13 protein-coding genes and 1 pseudogene are annotated in these 17,866 nt (G+C 45.1%); 8 read left to right on the forward strand and 6 right to left on the reverse strand.

All coding sequences use genetic code 11. The annotated features are described in order from the left end of the window. Positions 1-122 precede the first annotated feature (122 nt). The gene (locus AB6D06_RS01630) at positions 123-1,322 is read left to right on the forward strand and encodes an IS4 family transposase (RefSeq protein WP_107899425.1); all 1,200 of its coding nucleotides are present in this window, start codon (positions 123-125) and stop codon (positions 1,320-1,322) included. Between the two features lie 128 nt (positions 1,323-1,450). Here AB6D06_RS01630 and AB6D06_RS01635 read toward each other — a convergent pair whose 3' ends face one another. The 3 genes from AB6D06_RS01635 to AB6D06_RS01645 form a co-directional block, all read right to left on the reverse strand. Continuing rightward, on the reverse strand, positions 1,451-2,026 hold the full coding sequence (locus AB6D06_RS01635; protein WP_372109853.1) for a class I SAM-dependent methyltransferase: 576 nt from the start codon (positions 2,024-2,026) through the stop codon (positions 1,451-1,453). Positions 2,027-2,680: 654 nt separating this feature from the next. After that, positions 2,681-4,978: a formate C-acetyltransferase gene (gene pflB, locus AB6D06_RS01640; RefSeq protein ID WP_372109854.1), complete on the reverse strand. Its 2,298-nt coding sequence runs from the start codon at positions 4,976-4,978 to the stop codon at positions 2,681-2,683. Between the two features lie 232 nt (positions 4,979-5,210). Then, positions 5,211-5,555 (reverse strand): multidrug efflux SMR transporter, encoded by a 345-nt coding sequence (locus tag AB6D06_RS01645; protein WP_017061635.1) that lies wholly within the window; start codon positions 5,553-5,555, stop codon positions 5,211-5,213. A 322-nt stretch (positions 5,556-5,877) separates the two neighbouring features. Here AB6D06_RS01645 and AB6D06_RS01650 point away from each other — a divergent pair, with 322 nt between their 5' ends. Further along, complete coding sequence (locus tag AB6D06_RS01650) at positions 5,878-7,026, forward strand: S-(hydroxymethyl)glutathione dehydrogenase/class III alcohol dehydrogenase (RefSeq protein ID WP_017064961.1); 1,149 nt, start codon at positions 5,878-5,880, stop codon at positions 7,024-7,026. Positions 7,027-7,180: 154 nt separating this feature from the next. Next, positions 7,181-8,020, forward strand: coding sequence for an S-formylglutathione hydrolase (fghA, locus tag AB6D06_RS01655; protein ID WP_017061633.1), 840 nt, complete (start codon positions 7,181-7,183; stop codon positions 8,018-8,020). A 77-nt stretch (positions 8,021-8,097) separates the two neighbouring features. Here fghA and AB6D06_RS01660 read toward each other — a convergent pair whose 3' ends face one another. Beyond that, the gene (locus AB6D06_RS01660) at positions 8,098-9,180 is read right to left on the reverse strand and encodes a pyridoxal phosphate-dependent aminotransferase (RefSeq protein WP_017061632.1); all 1,083 of its coding nucleotides are present in this window, start codon (positions 9,178-9,180) and stop codon (positions 8,098-8,100) included. 306 nt (positions 9,181-9,486) lie between these two features. Between AB6D06_RS01660 and AB6D06_RS01665 the strand changes: the two genes are divergently transcribed. Beyond that, a complete protein-coding gene (locus tag AB6D06_RS01665; protein WP_017061631.1) occupies positions 9,487-9,888 on the forward strand; it encodes a hypothetical protein in 402 nt (133 codons plus the stop codon). A 224-nt stretch (positions 9,889-10,112) separates the two neighbouring features. Further along, complete coding sequence (locus tag AB6D06_RS01670; protein WP_102398053.1) at positions 10,113-10,850, forward strand: NUDIX domain-containing protein; 738 nt, start codon at positions 10,113-10,115, stop codon at positions 10,848-10,850. Positions 10,851-10,976: 126 nt separating this feature from the next. Here the strand turns inward: AB6D06_RS01670 and AB6D06_RS01675 are convergent, their stop codons facing one another. Then, positions 10,977-12,497, reverse strand: coding sequence for an aldehyde dehydrogenase family protein (locus AB6D06_RS01675; protein WP_137002175.1), 1,521 nt, complete (start codon positions 12,495-12,497; stop codon positions 10,977-10,979). Between the two features lie 327 nt (positions 12,498-12,824). Here AB6D06_RS01675 and AB6D06_RS01680 point away from each other — a divergent pair. Beyond that, positions 12,825-14,577, forward strand: a pseudogene (locus tag AB6D06_RS01680) (sigma-54-dependent Fis family transcriptional regulator). Positions 14,578-14,595: 18 nt separating this feature from the next. Here AB6D06_RS01680 and AB6D06_RS01685 read toward each other — a convergent pair. Next, the gene (locus AB6D06_RS01685; protein WP_371724915.1) at positions 14,596-15,447 is read right to left on the reverse strand and encodes a LysR family transcriptional regulator; all 852 of its coding nucleotides are present in this window, start codon (positions 15,445-15,447) and stop codon (positions 14,596-14,598) included. Between the two features lie 98 nt (positions 15,448-15,545). Between AB6D06_RS01685 and AB6D06_RS01690 the strand changes: the two genes are divergently transcribed. Both AB6D06_RS01690 and AB6D06_RS01695 read left to right on the forward strand, forming a co-directional pair. After that, a complete protein-coding gene (locus AB6D06_RS01690) occupies positions 15,546-16,193 on the forward strand; it encodes a glutathione S-transferase family protein (protein WP_372109855.1) in 648 nt (215 codons plus the stop codon). 143 nt (positions 16,194-16,336) lie between these two features. Continuing rightward, positions 16,337-17,779, forward strand: a complete 1,443-nt coding sequence (locus tag AB6D06_RS01695) for an N-acylglucosamine 2-epimerase (protein WP_372109856.1) — start codon at positions 16,337-16,339, stop codon at positions 17,777-17,779. Positions 17,780-17,866 lie beyond the last annotated feature (87 nt).

Here is a 17,866-nt window from a genome sequence, read left to right on the forward strand (position 1 = left end):
ATAACGCCGCAATCTTACGAATCCCCTCATAATCAGGCGTAAAAACAATGAGGTAGACGCGCATCGCCGTCTTTGATCTAATGAATATCGCTGAACACACATTTCGAACAAGTGGGTTAACAATGCGCGACATTCAGATTCTACAACAAACCATACAAAACCAATGCCCCTCCATTCACAAAAAACGCGTTAGTTCTCTGATACTTGCTACAAAAAGTGTACTTGACGGCTCAGACTTAACGCTGACTAAACTAGGTCGCAAACTGGAAACTAATACCACGGTAAAACATGCGATCAAACGCGTTGATAGACTGCTTGGAAATCGCCAACTACATCGTGAAAAAGACCTAATTTATAAATGGCATGCCTACTTAATAACGGGCGCCAACTCATGCCCTGTGATCCTTGTGGATTGGTCTGATGTTCGTGAACAACTTCGTTATATGACGTTAAGAGCATCCGTTGCACTTGATGGTCGAGCCATCACAATCTTTGAACAAGTTTTTGAGTATGGCCAATATAATTCACCGAAAAGTCACCAAACATTCCTCGATAAATTGCAAAGTATTTTACCCAGTAAAACCAGTCCAATCATCGTTTCTGATGCGGGTTTTAGAAATACTTGGTTCCGACAAGTTCAAGAGAAAGGCTGGTTTTGGTTAGGTCGTGTCCGAGGTGAAGTATCAGTCAAACAACCTCATAAACCTTGGGTCTCAAATAAAACCTTTTATCCAACCGCTGTCCATAAACCCAAATATCTTGGCCACTGCTTACTAGCAAAGAGATCACCGATATCTTGTGAAGCCTATGTTTATAAGGGATTAGAAAAAGGCCGAAAAGCCCAGCGCCATAGTAGAACCAGCCAAAAACACTCCGCTACACATCTCTACCAGCGCAGTGCGAAGGAGCCGTGGCTACTCGCGACGAATGTCCCTAGACATATCTTAAATGAAGTACAAATTACCAATCTGTACGCCAAGCGTATGCAGATAGAAGAGGCCTTCCGCGATCTAAAGAGTACCGCCTATGGAATCGCACTTCGTCACAACAGAACTCGTTGTACTAAGCGATTAGATATCCTGCTTCTTATTGCGTTGCTCGCTGAAATCTTGATGTGGTGGAATGGCCTCATTGCAGTACAGGCCAAATGGCATTTTGACTTCCAAGCCAACAGCATTAAACACCGCCGAGTTCTCTCCATACCTCGTCTAGGGAGAGAAGTTCGAAATCATCGGCGATATCAAATTAATGAATCCCAATATCAATGGGGAATGTTCGAATATCAAAGGCTCACACACAACGCAGGACTAGGGAAATTATGAGGGGATCCGTCAGCGCCGCAATAACACGTTTATTACTACGACGGCTTAGCTGAATTTTACTGCCTTAAACACCAAAGCCAAAGACAAACCTACAACGCCGAATGTAATAAATCGTGTTGATTGCTTTGTTATATGATTTTTCTAGCCACTACGTGACAAGCCTTACTATTATGCCCTGTCATCGTTTGATTATTAACAACGATAGACTTTTCTAGTACAAACCCATCAACTATGTTTTCAATTTCAACTTGAGTTCCGTGCCACATTGGAACCCCAACACCAGACGTAAAAAAAAGACTTTCATCAGAACAAAATTCAGCTAAATAAATGACTCCATTTGGCTTTAAAATTCTTAGTAGTTCAGAAACAACATTTACCCTAACTTGCGCCTCTGGAATGCATGTAAAAACAGCACACGTAACAAGGGCATCAAAGGAAGAATCAGAAAAAGGAAGTTGTGAACCTTTTGAGTAGTTCAGCTCTAGATGCGGGAATTCATTGTTCCCACGATTAATCATTTCCAATGAAGAATCAACACCACAAATACTTTTATAACCTAAGTCATAAAGCTCATTAGTTACTCTTCCATACCCACAACCAAAATCGAGAACTTGGCTAGAATAAGGAACTGTATTAATAAGTAACTCGCTGATTAATTGAAGATTAAACTCAACTTTACCAGCAACATCATCCCAATTACTCAAAGATTTCTCCTTAAATCATATAACATTCTTAATAACAGGCCTGCTCGTTTTTCTGCTTGCCTAACTTTCATTCAGGCTAACATAAACCACTGAAATATAAAGCATATGCATCACATTCAGCATTTTGTCTTTACATAAAAACGAGCGTGCGTGTTATCTCTTTTTAACAATGCTCGTTATCTCAGATAGGACAAACAATAAGCCTATAATTAACAATGGCTTATTGATTTTTCTATCGACAAAACGAGACTGAATCCTCGACAAAACAAGCCATTTTTATACTTTGCAGTCAGATAAACCCAATAAACTGTACAAACAGTCAGGTCATAAGACTGACATAGCTATTCCTACACATTAGAAAAACTTACTTCGATTGGTAGTAGTAAAATGTGTAGAGTAAATGTTCTAAGCGGTTTTGGGGCAAAGATAAGTTAGAGCTCCTAGTGATCTCTGACATAAAAAACAAGCGAATCCCCCCAAAAAAAGCATCAAAGTAATTCCAATCACCGCGTAAATATCGGTTTTGCCCATATACTAGCCAAGACAACGCGACGCCCAACGACATCATTAGCGCCATACTCCACGCACAAAAAAGCGCGAGAAACGGATGTCATTCTCGCGCTTTTTTAGAACCGTATATCTTGAAGTTTACGGTTAAATCTTAGCAGTAAACGTACGGCTAATTACATCCTGTTGCTGCTCACGTGTTAACGAGTTGAACCTCACAGCGTAACCCGAGACTCGGATGGTTAACTGTGGGTATTTTTCTGGATGTTCGACGGCATCCAACAACATGTCACGGTTAAGCACGTTCACGTTAAGATGTTGCCCACCCTCAACACGAATCGATCCTGCACTTTCTTCATGGTGGAAGTAACCATCCATTAGTGCTGCTAGGTTCACTTTTTGGCTTAGATCATCTTTACCTAGTGCATTTGGTACGATTGAGAAGGTGTAAGAAATACCATCTTTAGCGTACTCGAACGGCAGTTTGGCAACTGAAGAAAGTGAAGCCACCGCCCCTTTCTCATCACGACCGTGCATTGGGTTTGCGCCCGGGCCAAATGGCATACCAGCGCGGCGACCATCAGGCGTGTTACCGGTTTTTTTACCATATACAACGTTTGAAGTAATCGTAAGGATAGATTGAGTTGGAACCGCTTCACGGTAGGTGTTCCTTTTCTGAATTTTCTTCATAAAACGTTCAACCAAATCACAAGCAATATCATCGACACGTGAATCGTTGTTGCCGAATTTTGGATATTCGCCTTCAATATCAAAGTCGACAGCGATGCCATCTTCGTTACGTACTGGTGTTACCTTCGCGTATTTGATAGCCGCTAACGAGTCAGCAACAACCGACAGCCCTGCAATACCACAAGCCATTGTGCGATGAACATCGCGATCCATCAATGCCATTAACGATGCTTCATAGCTGTAACGGTCATGCGAGTAATGGATCACGTTCAGCGCAGTGACGTATTGCGTTGCAAGCCAATCCATCATGTCATCAAAGCGTGGCATTAAGCGGTCAAAATCGAGAACTTCATCTTCGATACGAGCAACTTGAGGACCAACCTGCATGTTAGATTTTTCATCAACACCACCGTTAATGGTGTAAAGTAGCGCTTTAGCAAGGTTTGCGCGAGCGCCAAAGAACTGCATATGTTGGCCAACCACCTGCGGGCTTACACAACACGCAATCGCGTAATCGTCATTATCAAAATCCGCACGCATTAGATCGTCGTTCTCATACTGAAGTGATGAGGTTTCGATAGACACTTTAGCCGCGTATTGTTTAAACGCGATAGGCAGTTGTTCAGACCATAGAACCGTCATGTTCGGCTCTGGTGCTGGGCCCATCGTGTGCAATGTGTGCAAGTAGCGGAAAGTCGTTTTGCTAACAAGAGTACGACCATCAACGCCCATACCAGCCATTGCTTCTGTTGCCCAAATTGGGTCGCCAGAGAACAATGAATCATATTCAGGAGTGCGAAGGAAACGAACCATACGAAGCTTCATGATGAAATGGTCAATCAACTCTTGCGCTTGTTTTTCATCAATCAGACCAAGTTTAAGGTCACGTTCGATGTAAACATCTAGGAAGGTTGATGTGCGGCCTAGCGACATCGCAGCACCATTTTGAGACTTAACCGCAGCTAAGTAGCCAAAATAGGTAAATTGGATTGCTTCTTGCGCAGTACGAGCAGGAGAAGACATATCAATGCCGTACTTCAAACCCATTTCTCGCATTTCATCAAGGGCACGAATTTGATCAGTAAGCTCTTCACGTAGACGCAATGTCTTATCTAAATCACCACCCGTTTCAAGCATCTTCTGAGTCGATTTGAATTGCTCATTTTTGTCTAATTTTAGGAAGTCGATACCGTACAAAGCAAGACGACGGTAGTCGCCGATAATGCGTCCACGACCATAAGCATCCGGCAGACCAGTAATAATACCAGAACGGCGACATGCTTTAATTTCGTCGGTATAAAGATCGAACGCTACTTGGTTATGCGTTTTGCGGTACTCAGTGAAGATCTTTTCGATTTGTGGCTCTAATTCACGACCGTACACTTCGCACGACGTTTTCACCATTCGAATACCACCATTGGCGATGATGCCGCGTTTCAGTGGTTTATCGGTTTGTAGACCCACGATTTTTTCGAGGTTTTTTACAATGTAACCGGCATCGTGTGAGGTGATAGTGGAAACGATATCAGTATCAAAATCGACAGGGGCATGAGTGCGGCTTTCTTCTTTAATACCTTCTAGCACCGACTCCCATAGCTGTGTCGTCGACTCCGACACGTCCGCAAGAAAAGACTCATCGCCTTCATAAGGGGTGTAGTTTCGCTGAATAAAATCACGTGCATTAACGGATGTTTGCCAGTCGCCAGCTTGAAATCCCGTCCAAGCTTCCATCATATCGGTTGTCGGAATAGTCATAATGACCCCCTAAGTTATTGATAAACAGATAATATCTATGATTATTTATAATCATTGGTTTCTGCTGGCTATACTAAACCGACCAATCTATGAGTAAAGTGAGCTGTTTTCATAAAATACATGCACAAAATGCATTTATTGGAATTACTATATTATATTCAATACCTTAAGTTGAAGGCTAACTACTCTAGATTCCAATTAGTTTGTTCCTTCAGAAGTAGGAAATAGACTCTTAGTGACTCACCGACGTTGAAAACAGGTTAATGACCACCACACCAGACAGAATCAAAGCGATGCCAATGATCGCGTAGATGTCTAGCTTTTGCCCGTAGACCAACCAAGACAACGCCGCGACCAACACTATCCCTGCGCCACACCAAATCGCATACGCCACACCCAAAGACATGGTTTGAACCGTGAGAGACAACAGATAAAAAGCAAAGCCATAACCGACGAGTACTGCGGCGGTCGCAGGAAGGGAAGTAAATTGCTGCGTTTTAGGCAATAAAGAAGTCGCGACAACTTCAAGCACGATGGCAAGTGACAGCATCACTGGAGGCGGAAGAGATAAAAGCATGTATGAGTCCACAACATTAAATACGGCGCTCAGAATATTGTAGTTTTATTTCCAATTCATGTGATTTTCAGTAAGCAAATATTATGACGTACCTTAAAAATTCTTAAGTGTGACTTTCGGTTAACACGAGGAACCTAAATGCTCTATTATTACAAATAAGTAATAATCATTTTCTATTTAAGGGGATTATCAAAACATGCACTCACACCTATACTAGCTCCAACAAAACGAGAGAGCGGAAACAATTAAGCTCAACTACGCTTAACGGGTTGAAGCTAATTGCACGGTTATCCGCTGTACTGACATATATAGGAAACATCCAATGACAATCGAAATTAAACCTGGTCAAACGCATATCAAATCAAAAGCAATGGTTGCATGGGCAGCTGGCGAGCCACTAAAAATGGAAGAAGTTGATGTACAACTTCCTAAAGCTGGTGAGGTTCTAGTTCGCATCGTTGCTACTGGTGTTTGTCACACTGACGCATTCACATTATCAGGTGACGATCCAGAAGGTATCTTCCCTTCAATTCTTGGTCACGAAGGTGGTGGTATCGTTGAGATGATCGGCGAAGGCGTTACAAGTGTTGAGATTGGCGACCACGTTATCCCACTTTACACAGCTGAATGTGGCGAATGTAAGTTCTGTAAATCTGGTAAAACTAACCTATGCCAAGCGGTTCGTGAAACGCAAGGTAAAGGCCTAATGCCAGACGGTACAAGCCGCTTCTCTATCAATGGCGAAACAATTTTCCATTACATGGGTTGCTCTACTTTCTCTGAGTACACAGTACTTCCAGAAATATCTCTAGCGAAAGTAAGCAAAGAAGCACCACTTGAAGAAGTTTGTCTTCTAGGTTGTGGTGTAACTACGGGTATGGGCGCGGTACTTAACACAGCTAAAGTTGAAAAAGGCGACAACGTTGCTGTATTCGGCCTAGGTGGTATCGGTCTTTCTGCAATCATTGGTGCTCGCATGGCTGGTGCTGACCGCATCATCGGTGTTGATATCAACGAGAGCAAATTCGAGCTAGCAAAACAGCTTGGCGCGACTGACTGCATCAACCCAACTAAATTCGACAAGCCAATCCAAGACGTTATCGTTGAGATGACAGACGGTGGTGTTGAGTACTCTTTCGAGTGTATCGGTAACGTAAACGTGATGCGTCAAGCACTTGAGTGCTGTCACAAAGGTTGGGGCGAATCTGTCATCATTGGTGTTGCGGGTGCAGGCCAAGAGATCGCAACTCGTCCATTCCAACTAGTGACTGGTCGTGTATGGCGTGGCTCTGCTTTCGGTGGTGTTAAAGGCCGCTCTGAGCTTCCAGAAATCGTAAACCGTTACATGGCGGGTGAGTTTGGCCTTCAAGAGTTCATCACTCACACAATGGGTCTGCAAGACGTAAACGAAGCATTCGACCTAATGCACAAAGGTGAATCTATCCGTACTGTTCTACACATGGATAAGTAACACATCTTGGCCTCGATTCTTTCGAGCATCGAGGCCACAGCTACAAATGAATAGCAACAAACTGTCTTCACCACCTCCTGCCCGGTGGGTGGTGAAACTTTATGTAATATAGACAAATTTACTCCCAAACCATCAACCTAACGGAGCACAATAGATGACAATCGAAAACATTAGCCAAGCAAAGGTTGCTGGTGGTTGGCACAAACAATACACCCACTTTTCTGCAACGCTTGACTGCAACATGCGTTTTGCGATTTTCTTGCCACCTAACGCAAGCAAAGAAAACCCAGTTCCTGTTTTGTATTGGTTGTCAGGCTTAACCTGTACCGATGAAAACTTCATGCAAAAAGCCGGCGCTTTCAAAGCCGCGGCTGAGCAAGGCATCGCGATTGTTGCACCAGACACTAGCCCACGTGGCGAAGGTGTTGCCGACGATGAAAATTACGATCTCGGCCAAGGTGCAGGCTTCTATGTGAATGCCACTCAAGCGCCATGGGACAGCCATTACCACATGTACGATTACGTGGTAACAGAGCTCCCTGCATTAATTGAGTCGTTCTTCCCTGTTACATCCGTAAAATCGATTTCTGGTCACAGCATGGGCGGACATGGTGCCCTAACGATTGGCATTAAAAACGAAGATAGCTACCGTTCTATCTCTGCATTCAGCCCAATCACCAACCCAATGCAATGCCCTTGGGGACAAAAAGCCTTCAACCAATACCTAGGCTTGGATATTGAAGAGTGGAAACACTACGATGCCTCTGAGCTTCTAAAAACCAAAGGCACTAAACTGCCAATGTTGGTCGACCAAGGTGAAGCCGATAACTTCCTGATTGAACAGCTTAAACCTGAGCAATTAGTCGAAGCCGCTAAGGTAACCAATGCCGATTTAGATCTACGTATGCAGCCTGGTTACGACCACAGCTACTACTTCATCTCTAGCTTTATTGATGAACACATTGAGTTCCACGCTGCTTACTTAAACAAGTAGCCAGATGAATTTAGCCCGCACTTTGTAAACGCAAGGTGCGGGCTTTTTTATGCCTACTGATTTTATAACGGTTGCTTTTATAACTGCTTAATACGCTGCTTTAACGCTTCTAAATCTATATCATTGCCAACAATTCGTAATCGAACATACTCTTCAGTCATCGCGTCGCACGTAATAGCAAAATCGACACCCGAACATGTCTTAATACCGATACTCTCAAATAGCTTTGAAAGGTGAGTTCCTCTCTTTTTCAACAACATAATGGGCGTCGATATTGACGTGCCAACCACCTCAATATTGTTCTCAGACAACAAGCCGATCATTTGCTGCTTAAAGTATTCAGTTTTGCTGCGGTTCATTTCTAAGAAGTGTTTTGCATTGGGTAAGGTCGCCGATGCGATTTTTATTGAGGGGTAAGTCGGCGTAAACACACTCACCGCAGCTTCGATTGCAGAAGTCAGGTTTTCACTGCTGGCTAAGTAACCGAGTCGAATCCCAGCGAGCCCTAAACCTTTAGAAAAGGTTCGTAAAACTATTAAGTTGTCCAAGACTAAGGTCTGATCGAGCATAGACTGCTCAGGGGTCAGGTATTCACCATATGCCTCGTCGACAATCAAAATAGCGCCAGAACGCTCACATACTCTCGCTATCTCGACCAGATAAGCTCTGTCGTATATTCGACCCGTTGGGTTGTTGGGATTATCGATATACACCAAGGCAGGATTTTGACTGCTTATTTTTGATGCCAACACACCGAACAGATCCGACTCGTTTTGATAATCAAACATGTTGATGGACTGGTACTTCCCGCCCACCAAAGTGAACTCTGATACTGCTTCAACAAACTGAGGGCCAATGCCTATCATGGTGCGATTGTTGTGATCGATAAGTTTATTGAAGATAAGTTCTAGCGCCCCAAGAGAGCCCGTGGTGTACGTAATACGACAATCTTCAATCCCAATAAACTGGCGAGTCAGATAAGTCAGCTCCGAAAGCTCCCTGTGGCAATAGTACTTATCAATACCGTAGATAATATCTTTGATCACATGTTCAGGAATTTCTGGTGCGCCAAATGGATTGGAGCCAAGTGAACAATCGATACGAAATGAGTGATCGACATAAGAATGGTATTCGCCACTTAACCGTGGATTTAAATGCATAAGAAAACGCTCAAAAAATATTCATGCGCTATTCTTATCGTACTGAATTTTATCTATATAGGTCATTTCGCGACAGTTCTTCGCCTTGTTTCGAGAGACTGGTTAAAAACCAAGATTGGTTCAAATAACGAATTCTCTTAAGCCATAATCAAGAGTTAAGCACTCGTGTTTACATTTCGAGTTAACCGAACCGCTTTCTTTGCGCTAGATTAAGCTGAGATAAGATAGGGTAATAACAGAGCTTGCATCTTTACTCTCCCTAGTTACCATAGCCCCATTAACATCCCCCATATTTTGAAGGTTGCTATGAAAGCAATTAAGACTCTTTTCTTCCTGATGGTTTTATTGAGCGGTCTGTTTACCGCTTGGCTGTTTATTCCAATTCCAGCGACCATGGACAAGCAAACGCTCGACGTTCCATTAACGGAACCATTCAAGCTTGTTGCGTATCGCAGCAACCCGAATGATGCGAGCAAGCCGCTGACTTACCACTACTATGTGATTTCAGATGTGGTTGGTGTAGACGACATGGACCCATTCCTGATTACCACGGACCAGTTCGTGAAGCTTGGCGAATTCGACGAGAACACATTCAACCTTACGGTTAACGGCAAGATTGATAGCTACACCAACGATTTGTGGATCAAGAAATCTGATGGCAAGCTTCAACACTGGTACGTGAGTATTAACGCGAACTATATTCGTTAAAATCGAACTGCAATAAACCTCATTTTAAAACTGCGCTTTGGCTTCCAAGCGCAGTTTTTGTTTCTAGCAACACCCTCCACTTATCCCGACCCGTTCGACATAAACTGCATTGCCTACTTTTGATTCACTGCTGCCCTTGCTCTCAAGGTGTTATAAGCTCTTTAGATACGATAAGCTCAGACCATGCTCGACGCCCAATAAATCAAAATAATAAAGGATCACCCGTGGAATTTACGCTCGACAAATTTAACGGCATCATCATTGACCCAGCAACAGCCCCTCACGATGTTGACTCATTCAATGCCGAACTCAGCGAGATCACCGAATTTTCAAAGCAGAATAGCAAAGGCATTATTTGGATTAGCTTACCTATTTCACTCTCGCACCTTATTCCGGTGGCGACTGAGCTTGGCTTTGTGTTTCACAACTGCTTAGAAGACGAGATTACGCTGATCCACAAATCCGAGATTGTAGAGTTTGTGCCTTTCATTCCGACCCACACCTTGGGTGCTGGTGCGTTAATCACTAACGAACACAATCAAGTTCTGATGATCAAAGAGCACGGCATGACGGGTTACAAATTACCGGGCGGTCATATTGAGTTGGGTGAAGGCATTGAAGAATCGGTGGTTCGTGAAACCTTGGAAGAAACCGGTATCGAGGCAACGTTCGTTTCTGTGGTTGGCATGGCGACGAGACACCCGTATCAATTCGGAAAGTCTAACCTCTACTTTGTTTGTCACCTTATCGCTCAAACTCAAGAGATTGCGATTCAAGACACAGATGAAATTGCAGAAGCTAAATGGATTGATGTTGAAGAGTACATTAACAACCCCGACAGCTACCCGTTCAACCGCCAGTTAGTCGGCTCTTTGATAGGCAAACAAGGATTAGAACTCACTCAGTTAGAAGGCAACTATGGCCCAGTCCACAAGCCCGAGATCTTCTTTTCGCAAAACTAGAGCGATTCAAATATAAAAACGCCAAGCTCATAAGAACTTGGCGTTTTGCTTTTCATTTTACTTGTATTGTTTAAGCCATCTCGTTGCTAGTGACTTCCTAATAGACTGTTCTAGAACCTATCTATTTTAGAAAAATCCTAGTGGGTTAGTATCGTAGCTGATCAACAGGTTCTTAGTATTTTGGTAGTGATCGAGCATCATCTTATGTGTCTCACGGCCGATGCCCGACTTCTTGTAACCACCAAACGCGGCATGAGCTGGATAAGCGTGGTAGCAGTTCACCCAAATACGTCCAGCTTCAATGTTGCGACCCATGCGATACGCTAGGTTTGCATCACGCGTCCATACACCTGCACCCAAGCCATATTCGGTATCGTTGGCAATCTCTAGCGCTTCAGCTTCGTCTTTAAACGTCGTCACCGCGATAACAGGGCCGAAGATCTCCTCTTGGAATACACGCATCTTGTTGTGCCCTTCCAGCATGGTTGGCTGGATGTAATAACCATTACCGAGATCATCAGATTGCTGCGCAACTTCGCCACCTGTCAGCACTTTAGCGCCTTCTTGGCGACCGATTTCTAGGTAGCTCAGAATCTTATCGAACTGCTCTTTTGAAGCTTGTGCGCCAACCTGAGTATCAGTATCTAGCGGGTTACCTTGTTTAATAGTTTGAGCACGCTCGACCACCTTGGCGATGAACTTGTCGTACACCGATTCATGGATCAGCACACGTGATGGACAGGTACACACTTCACCTTGGTTGAAGAACGCCAGCAACATGCCTTCGACACACTTATCAAGGTATTCGTCTTCATGGTTAAAGATGTCTGGGAAATAGATATTTGGAGACTTACCGCCAAGCTCAACCGTTGATGGAATCAAGCTTTCAGCCGCACATTTCAAGATGTGGTGACCGACTTCTGTCGAACCGGTAAAGGCCAATTTCGCTAAACGATCGCTGGTTGCTAACGCTTGACCCGCTTCGTTACCAAAACCATTGACGATGTTGACTACGCCTGCAGGTAGAAGATCAGCGATCTTCTCCATCATCACTAAGATCGATGTCGGTGTTTGCTCCGCTGGCTTCATCACAACACAGCAACCCGCAGCCAGTGCTGGCGCCAATTTCCAAGCCGCCATTAAAATCGGGAAGTTCCAAGGAATGATCTGCCCCACCACACCGATGGGTTCTGGGAAGTGGTAGCTCGCGGTGTTTGAATCTAGCTCGGCTGCGCTGCCTTCTTGCGCCCGAATACAGCCTGCAAAGTAACGGAAGTGGTCAACAACTAACGGGATGTCTGCCGCTAGAGTTTCACGCACAGGCTTGCCGTTTTCCCACGTCTCCGCCACCGCGATTTCTTCTAGGTGCGCTTCAATGCGATCGGAAATTTTAAGTAGGATATTGGAACGTTCTGTCACACTGGTCGCAGCCCAACTAGCACGAGCCGCATGCGCCGCATCGAGTGCCAAGCTAATGTCTGCCTCTGTTGAACGTGCCACTTGGCAATACACCTGACCATTCACTGGGGAAGTGTTATCAAAATACTCGCCGCTGACAGGCTTCACCCACTCGCCACCGATAAAGTTATCGTATTGAGCTTTAAAGTTCACCACTGCGTTGTCACTACCCGGCTGTGCGTAAATCATAGTTAGATCCTTCTTCGATTTGATATTCGTTATTGAGCTAGAGCTGTCTTATTTTTGTGGCGGCTCCCCTTGAGAAAAGAACTCATGGCGAGACGCCCATGTTTATGCTTTCTGTTTAAAACACTGATACTTCGTGTTTTCTTCACAACAGTAACAACGCAAATCACACGCCAGAACTTCAAAACTTGTTGTTAATAAATTGTAAAACTATGATTACCAAACGTTTACAACCCAAAGTGAGTTGGCATTGAACGGACGTATGGAAACCACTCCAGTGTTCAACTGTTCCAAATTGGTACACCCTCACTGTTACGACATGGAACAGTCATGCACCTTCAACAAGCAAACACCTCAGATTGGCTTTCGTCCTCTTGGCACCGCAGCACAGAAGCGGGTCTAAAACAGAGACGACTTCCTGAAGACATTCGCCTACCACAATCGATTCTTAAGCAGCGACGTCATCAATCGGCTGACTTGATCCACATCGTCGAACGCAATGCGCTGCCTTTGTTTAATCAGATGTTTGCTCGTACCGACAGTCGTTTGATTCTGACCGATATTGAAGGGGTGATTCTGGCGAGTTGGGGACAGGAGCGGTTTAAGGAGAAGCTGACATCAATTGCACTCAGCTCAGGAGCGTGTTGGCAGGAACAACTTAAGGGCACCAACGCGATTGGCACCGCGATTGTTGAAGCTAAACCCGTGACCATCATTGGTGAGCAGCACTTCATCCACCAGCATCGATTTATCAGCTGTTCAGCAAGCCCTGTGTTTGATCACCAAGGGAACATGGTTGGCGTATTGGACATTACCAGTGAGCAGCAACAGCACGACAGTTCGGTGCAGCTACTGAGCCACATCCCACAAGGCACCACTCGCATCGACCTCGCATGTGAGAAATCGTTATTACACAGTGGTTGGCAAGGGATTGTAATAGCCAATGAAGCTGGGGAGGTGGTGGCACACAATCAGGTCGCCTCTCAACTATTGGATCAAACCTCGATCGTCGGTGAGAGTATCGATACCCTCTTCAACCGAACCTCATTAGACACGCCTTTTGTATTTGAGAAACAACACCTCAAACAACCAACCAACCACCAAACGCACGCGCTCCATTTCAGCATCGTGTGATTTGCACCATGGCGAGCAACAAATCGAACACGCTTGGCAGCAAGCCAACAAGGTAATCGATAAAGGGATCAGTTTGTTGATCTTAGGAGAAACAGGAGTTGGCAAAGGCGAGTTTGTTAAAGCGCTGCACAAGCAAAGCCAGCGTAAGTCTTCGCCCTTGGTAGCGGTAAATTGTGGCGCGCTGCCTAAAGACCTTATCGAATCTGAACTGTTTGGTTACGCGCCGGGCGCCTTTACGGGAGCAAGCCACAAGGGCTTCCAAGGTAAGATCCGTCAAGCAGATAAAGGGATTCTATTTCTAGATGAGATCGCCGACATGCCTTTAGAAGCTCAGTGCCGACTACTGCATGTTCTGCAAGACAAATCCGTGGTGCCAGTTGGTTCTAATCAAAGCTATCAAGTCGATTGTCAGATCATCGCTGCAACTCACAAAAACCTCGAGCAGTTAGTCGCAACAGGTGAGTTTAGGCAAGACCTGTATTACAGACTCAATGGCTTAGCCTTCACCTTGCCAAGCCTACAACACCGACAAGACAAGCACGCTTTAATCGAGCACATTCATCGTAAATACGCCGAAGACGAACAGACAATCTGCCCGCACTTGATGAGCTTACTGTGCGCCTATTCTTGGCCGGGTAATATCCGCGAATTAGACAACTTACTTAAGGTTGCTGCTCTATTAGCAAGTGATGAACCCCAACTCACACTCGAGCATGTGCCCAGCCACCTTGCTCAACATCTCACGTCATTAGCACACGATAATCAGCATCAACTCACGCCTCCTAATACCACCAAAGGTACAGCGAGTAACGATTTAAGAAGTACCGTTGAAGAAACCTTGCTGCAAACCTATCAAGCCAACCAAGGCAACATAAGTAAGACTTCGAGAATACTCGGTATCAGCCGCAATACCATTTACCGAAAGCTAAAGAGCTTGGGGATTCTATAGTAGGAAAAGGAATCTAAGCTACTCAGAATCCAACTCCACAAGTTGATTGAGCACTTCTTTATCCAATACCGGGTGATGCTTGGTCGCTAGGATCAGCACAATATCGACCGAAGGCAACGGTGGCATATCATCGAGGATTCTCAAATCTGAAGTCACGCTCAGCTTACCCATCGCGCCAATGGCTAATCCAGCTTTAACGATCGCTCGCTGCGCTGAAGCAGTATTGCTACACGCCAATAACTGATAAGGCGTGCCCTGCTTGGTTAAGCCATTCACTGCCGCTGCGTGGTACTTACAATCGGTCTGAAACAAGGCTAGTGGGACTGGTTTAGACTCATCGAACACATAATCAGGGCTGCTTATCCATACTCCGATATCATGAGTGAGCCAGTAACCCTCTTCACTATCGGGCGCTCGGGTGACAATCGCCGCATCAAGCCTGCCGTCATCCAACCACTCTCTCAGCGTAATGCTGGGCAGGCTGAATATTTGGATTGAACAGGTGGGTTCTGCTTTCTGCAACAGGCGAATCACTTTCGGCAGAATGGTGTCATTGTAGTCTTCAGGGCAGCCGAGTCGCAGAGGTTGTTTGTCTTCGTAACGCTTTACTTGCTTAAGTGCGGTATTGTGAAGGGCGACCAACTGTTCGGCATGAGATCGCAGCGCTAAGCCAGCTTCAGTCAGTATTAAATTACGTCCTTCTTTCTGGAAAAGAGTGACGTTGAGTTCTTCTTCCAACTTACGCATCTGAGCACTGAATGCCGATTGGGTGCGATTTATCTGTTTCGCTGCACGAGTGAAACTACTGGTTTCTACAAACGCGAGAAAGCCTCGCAAAGCATCAATATCCATATTGAAATCACCACCCATCGTTTTTGTTAATGTATTGCATCAAAATTATCCGTTAGTGCGCCGCAATACAATCCCCTAATCTCAAATGCATGCCCACCAAACGCAAGGAAGCAACGATGCAGCTTTATATTGGAAACCAGAACTACTCAACTTGGTCACTGCGCGCATGGCTAATATTCGACAACTACAACCTGAATGCAGAAGTCATCAAGCTCAAGCTGTTCACCTCTGATTTTTACGACACTCTGGCGAAAGTGACGCCAACGGCCAAGGTTCCAACCCTAGTTGATGGTAATGTTGCGGTGTGGGATTCATTGGCGATTCTCGAATACGTTAACGATGCCTATTTGGACGATGCAGCGTGGCCTAGCTCAGTGAAAGAACGCGCCCATGCCCGAGCAATTTCCGCCGAGATGCACTCTGGGTTCTTTGCCGTCAGAAATGAAATGCCGATGAACTGCCGCGCACAACGAAAGCTCACACTGAGTGAAGACGCACTGAAAGACATCGCTCGTATTGATGCAATATGGTCTGCACAAATGGAACAATACCCAGAGGGATGGTTATTTGGTGAATGGTCGATTGCCGATGCGATGTTTGCACCCGTCGCATTGCGCGTAGAAACCTATGGAATACAACTTTCCGAAAAGGCATCGCAGTATCAACAACGTGTGCTTAACAGTCCATCAATACAAAAATGGCTGGCAGAGGCAAGCTTAGAAACCGATGTGGTTGAAGAAGATGAGGCGGGCAAGCCAGTATAAAATACAAGACACCCTTCCAAAGCTCACTAGTCTGTGAGCTTTTATCTAAACCTTATTAATTTGGTCGATTGTGATCGCCTAATCACAATGTGCAGGTGTGATTGTTTATATTCAACGAAATTCAAATAGTTAAGATAAACATCATGTTACGAGCAACGATCGCATTACTCAGTGTTACTAGCTTCGCCGTATCTGCCTACGTCCATCTTCCTTCTGGAGAAGAGTGGCTCAACCATGCGACTGAAGGGCTTGCACCTTATTGGTTAATGCCTAGCGCTCAAGGAGAACCGGTAGGAAACTTCCCTACTTTCCGCTGTGATGACGGTACCTTGCTCGATGTTTCTGATGTGTGCCATGAACTAAACAAAGGCTGGATCACGCCACACTTTGGCAAAGAGTTTACGCGGATGAAGTCACGTCAAACTTATGCCTATGGCGTGCTCTACCACCTTAGTGGCGATAAGCAGGCTTTAGCGCTTGCCAAGCAAGGAGCCTACTACATCATTGATCAGCTAGAAGATAAGCAAAACGGCGGCTTTATCGGCTACACAAAAGAGGGAAAAGTAGGCCAAAATTGGCAGCAGCGTACTTCTCAAGATCAAGCGTATGCATTAGTTGGCCTTGCCATGTACTACTACCTGACTCAAGACAAAAAGGTAGAAGAAGCACTCATCGCACAACAAGCTTTTATCTTTGATAAATATCGACTTAGCGACAACAGCGGTCTTGCTTGGGTACTTGCGGATGGTGAAGATGGCAAAGCCACACAGCGTGAACTGGTCGCGCAACTTGATCAGATTAACGGTTACATGCTGTTAGTCGCTCCCCTGCTAAAAGAGCCCACCAAGACAAGATGGCTTGATGATCTAAGTTGGCTGACACAAACCATGGTCGAGCACTACCACTCTGAAGATGAACAACGCTTCTACGGGGCCATTCACAGCAAAGCCGCCAAGATGCCGAATGCTAATCACAACGATTTTGGGCACACCATCAAAGCGTATTGGATGACTTACCTTACAGGCCAAACATTGAATAACTCTGAATGGAAAGAGTTTGGCATCAAAGGGATGAAACACACTCTCGTTCATGCGCAATATCAGAAAAATTTCGTGAGTGTATCCCAATATTATGGCGAAGAACTTCAGAAAGCGTGGAAAGGACAAGAGATAACTGGCTGGCAAAGCAGACCAAACACAAATTGGGCGTCATCATGGGAGTGGGCGGAGCTTGATCAAGCAGCCATGACGGTTTCGCTTGTCGATGGTTCAATGAAAGACGTCCTGCAATACACCCTACCGACCTTTCATGATGTATGGGTCGACCATAAATACGGTGGTGTCGGGCTTGACCCAAAACGCACCAAAGCTTTCCATTGGGGCAACGGTTATCACCAGTTTGAACATGCGCTGATTGGCTATCTATACGCACAGCAAGTTGACGCGAAGCCAGCAGTATTGCATTACGCAAGGCCGACCAACAGCGAGATGCCAATGGAACCGTATTACTATCAAGGCGATGTGGTGGAGCTATTGAATAAAGATGACGGAACGCAGAAGGTCAGTTTCAATAACATTCGACCTTAGCGTTGGTTGTTTGTTCTAAATGGACTTGAGATTCAGGGCTACGGGGAATGGACAAGGTCAAAGAGTTAGCACAATAGTGATGTCGCA

Source organism: Vibrio sp. 10N.239.311.G01, from assembly GCF_041465805.1.
GTDB lineage: Bacteria > Pseudomonadota > Gammaproteobacteria > Enterobacterales > Vibrionaceae > Vibrio > Vibrio crassostreae_C.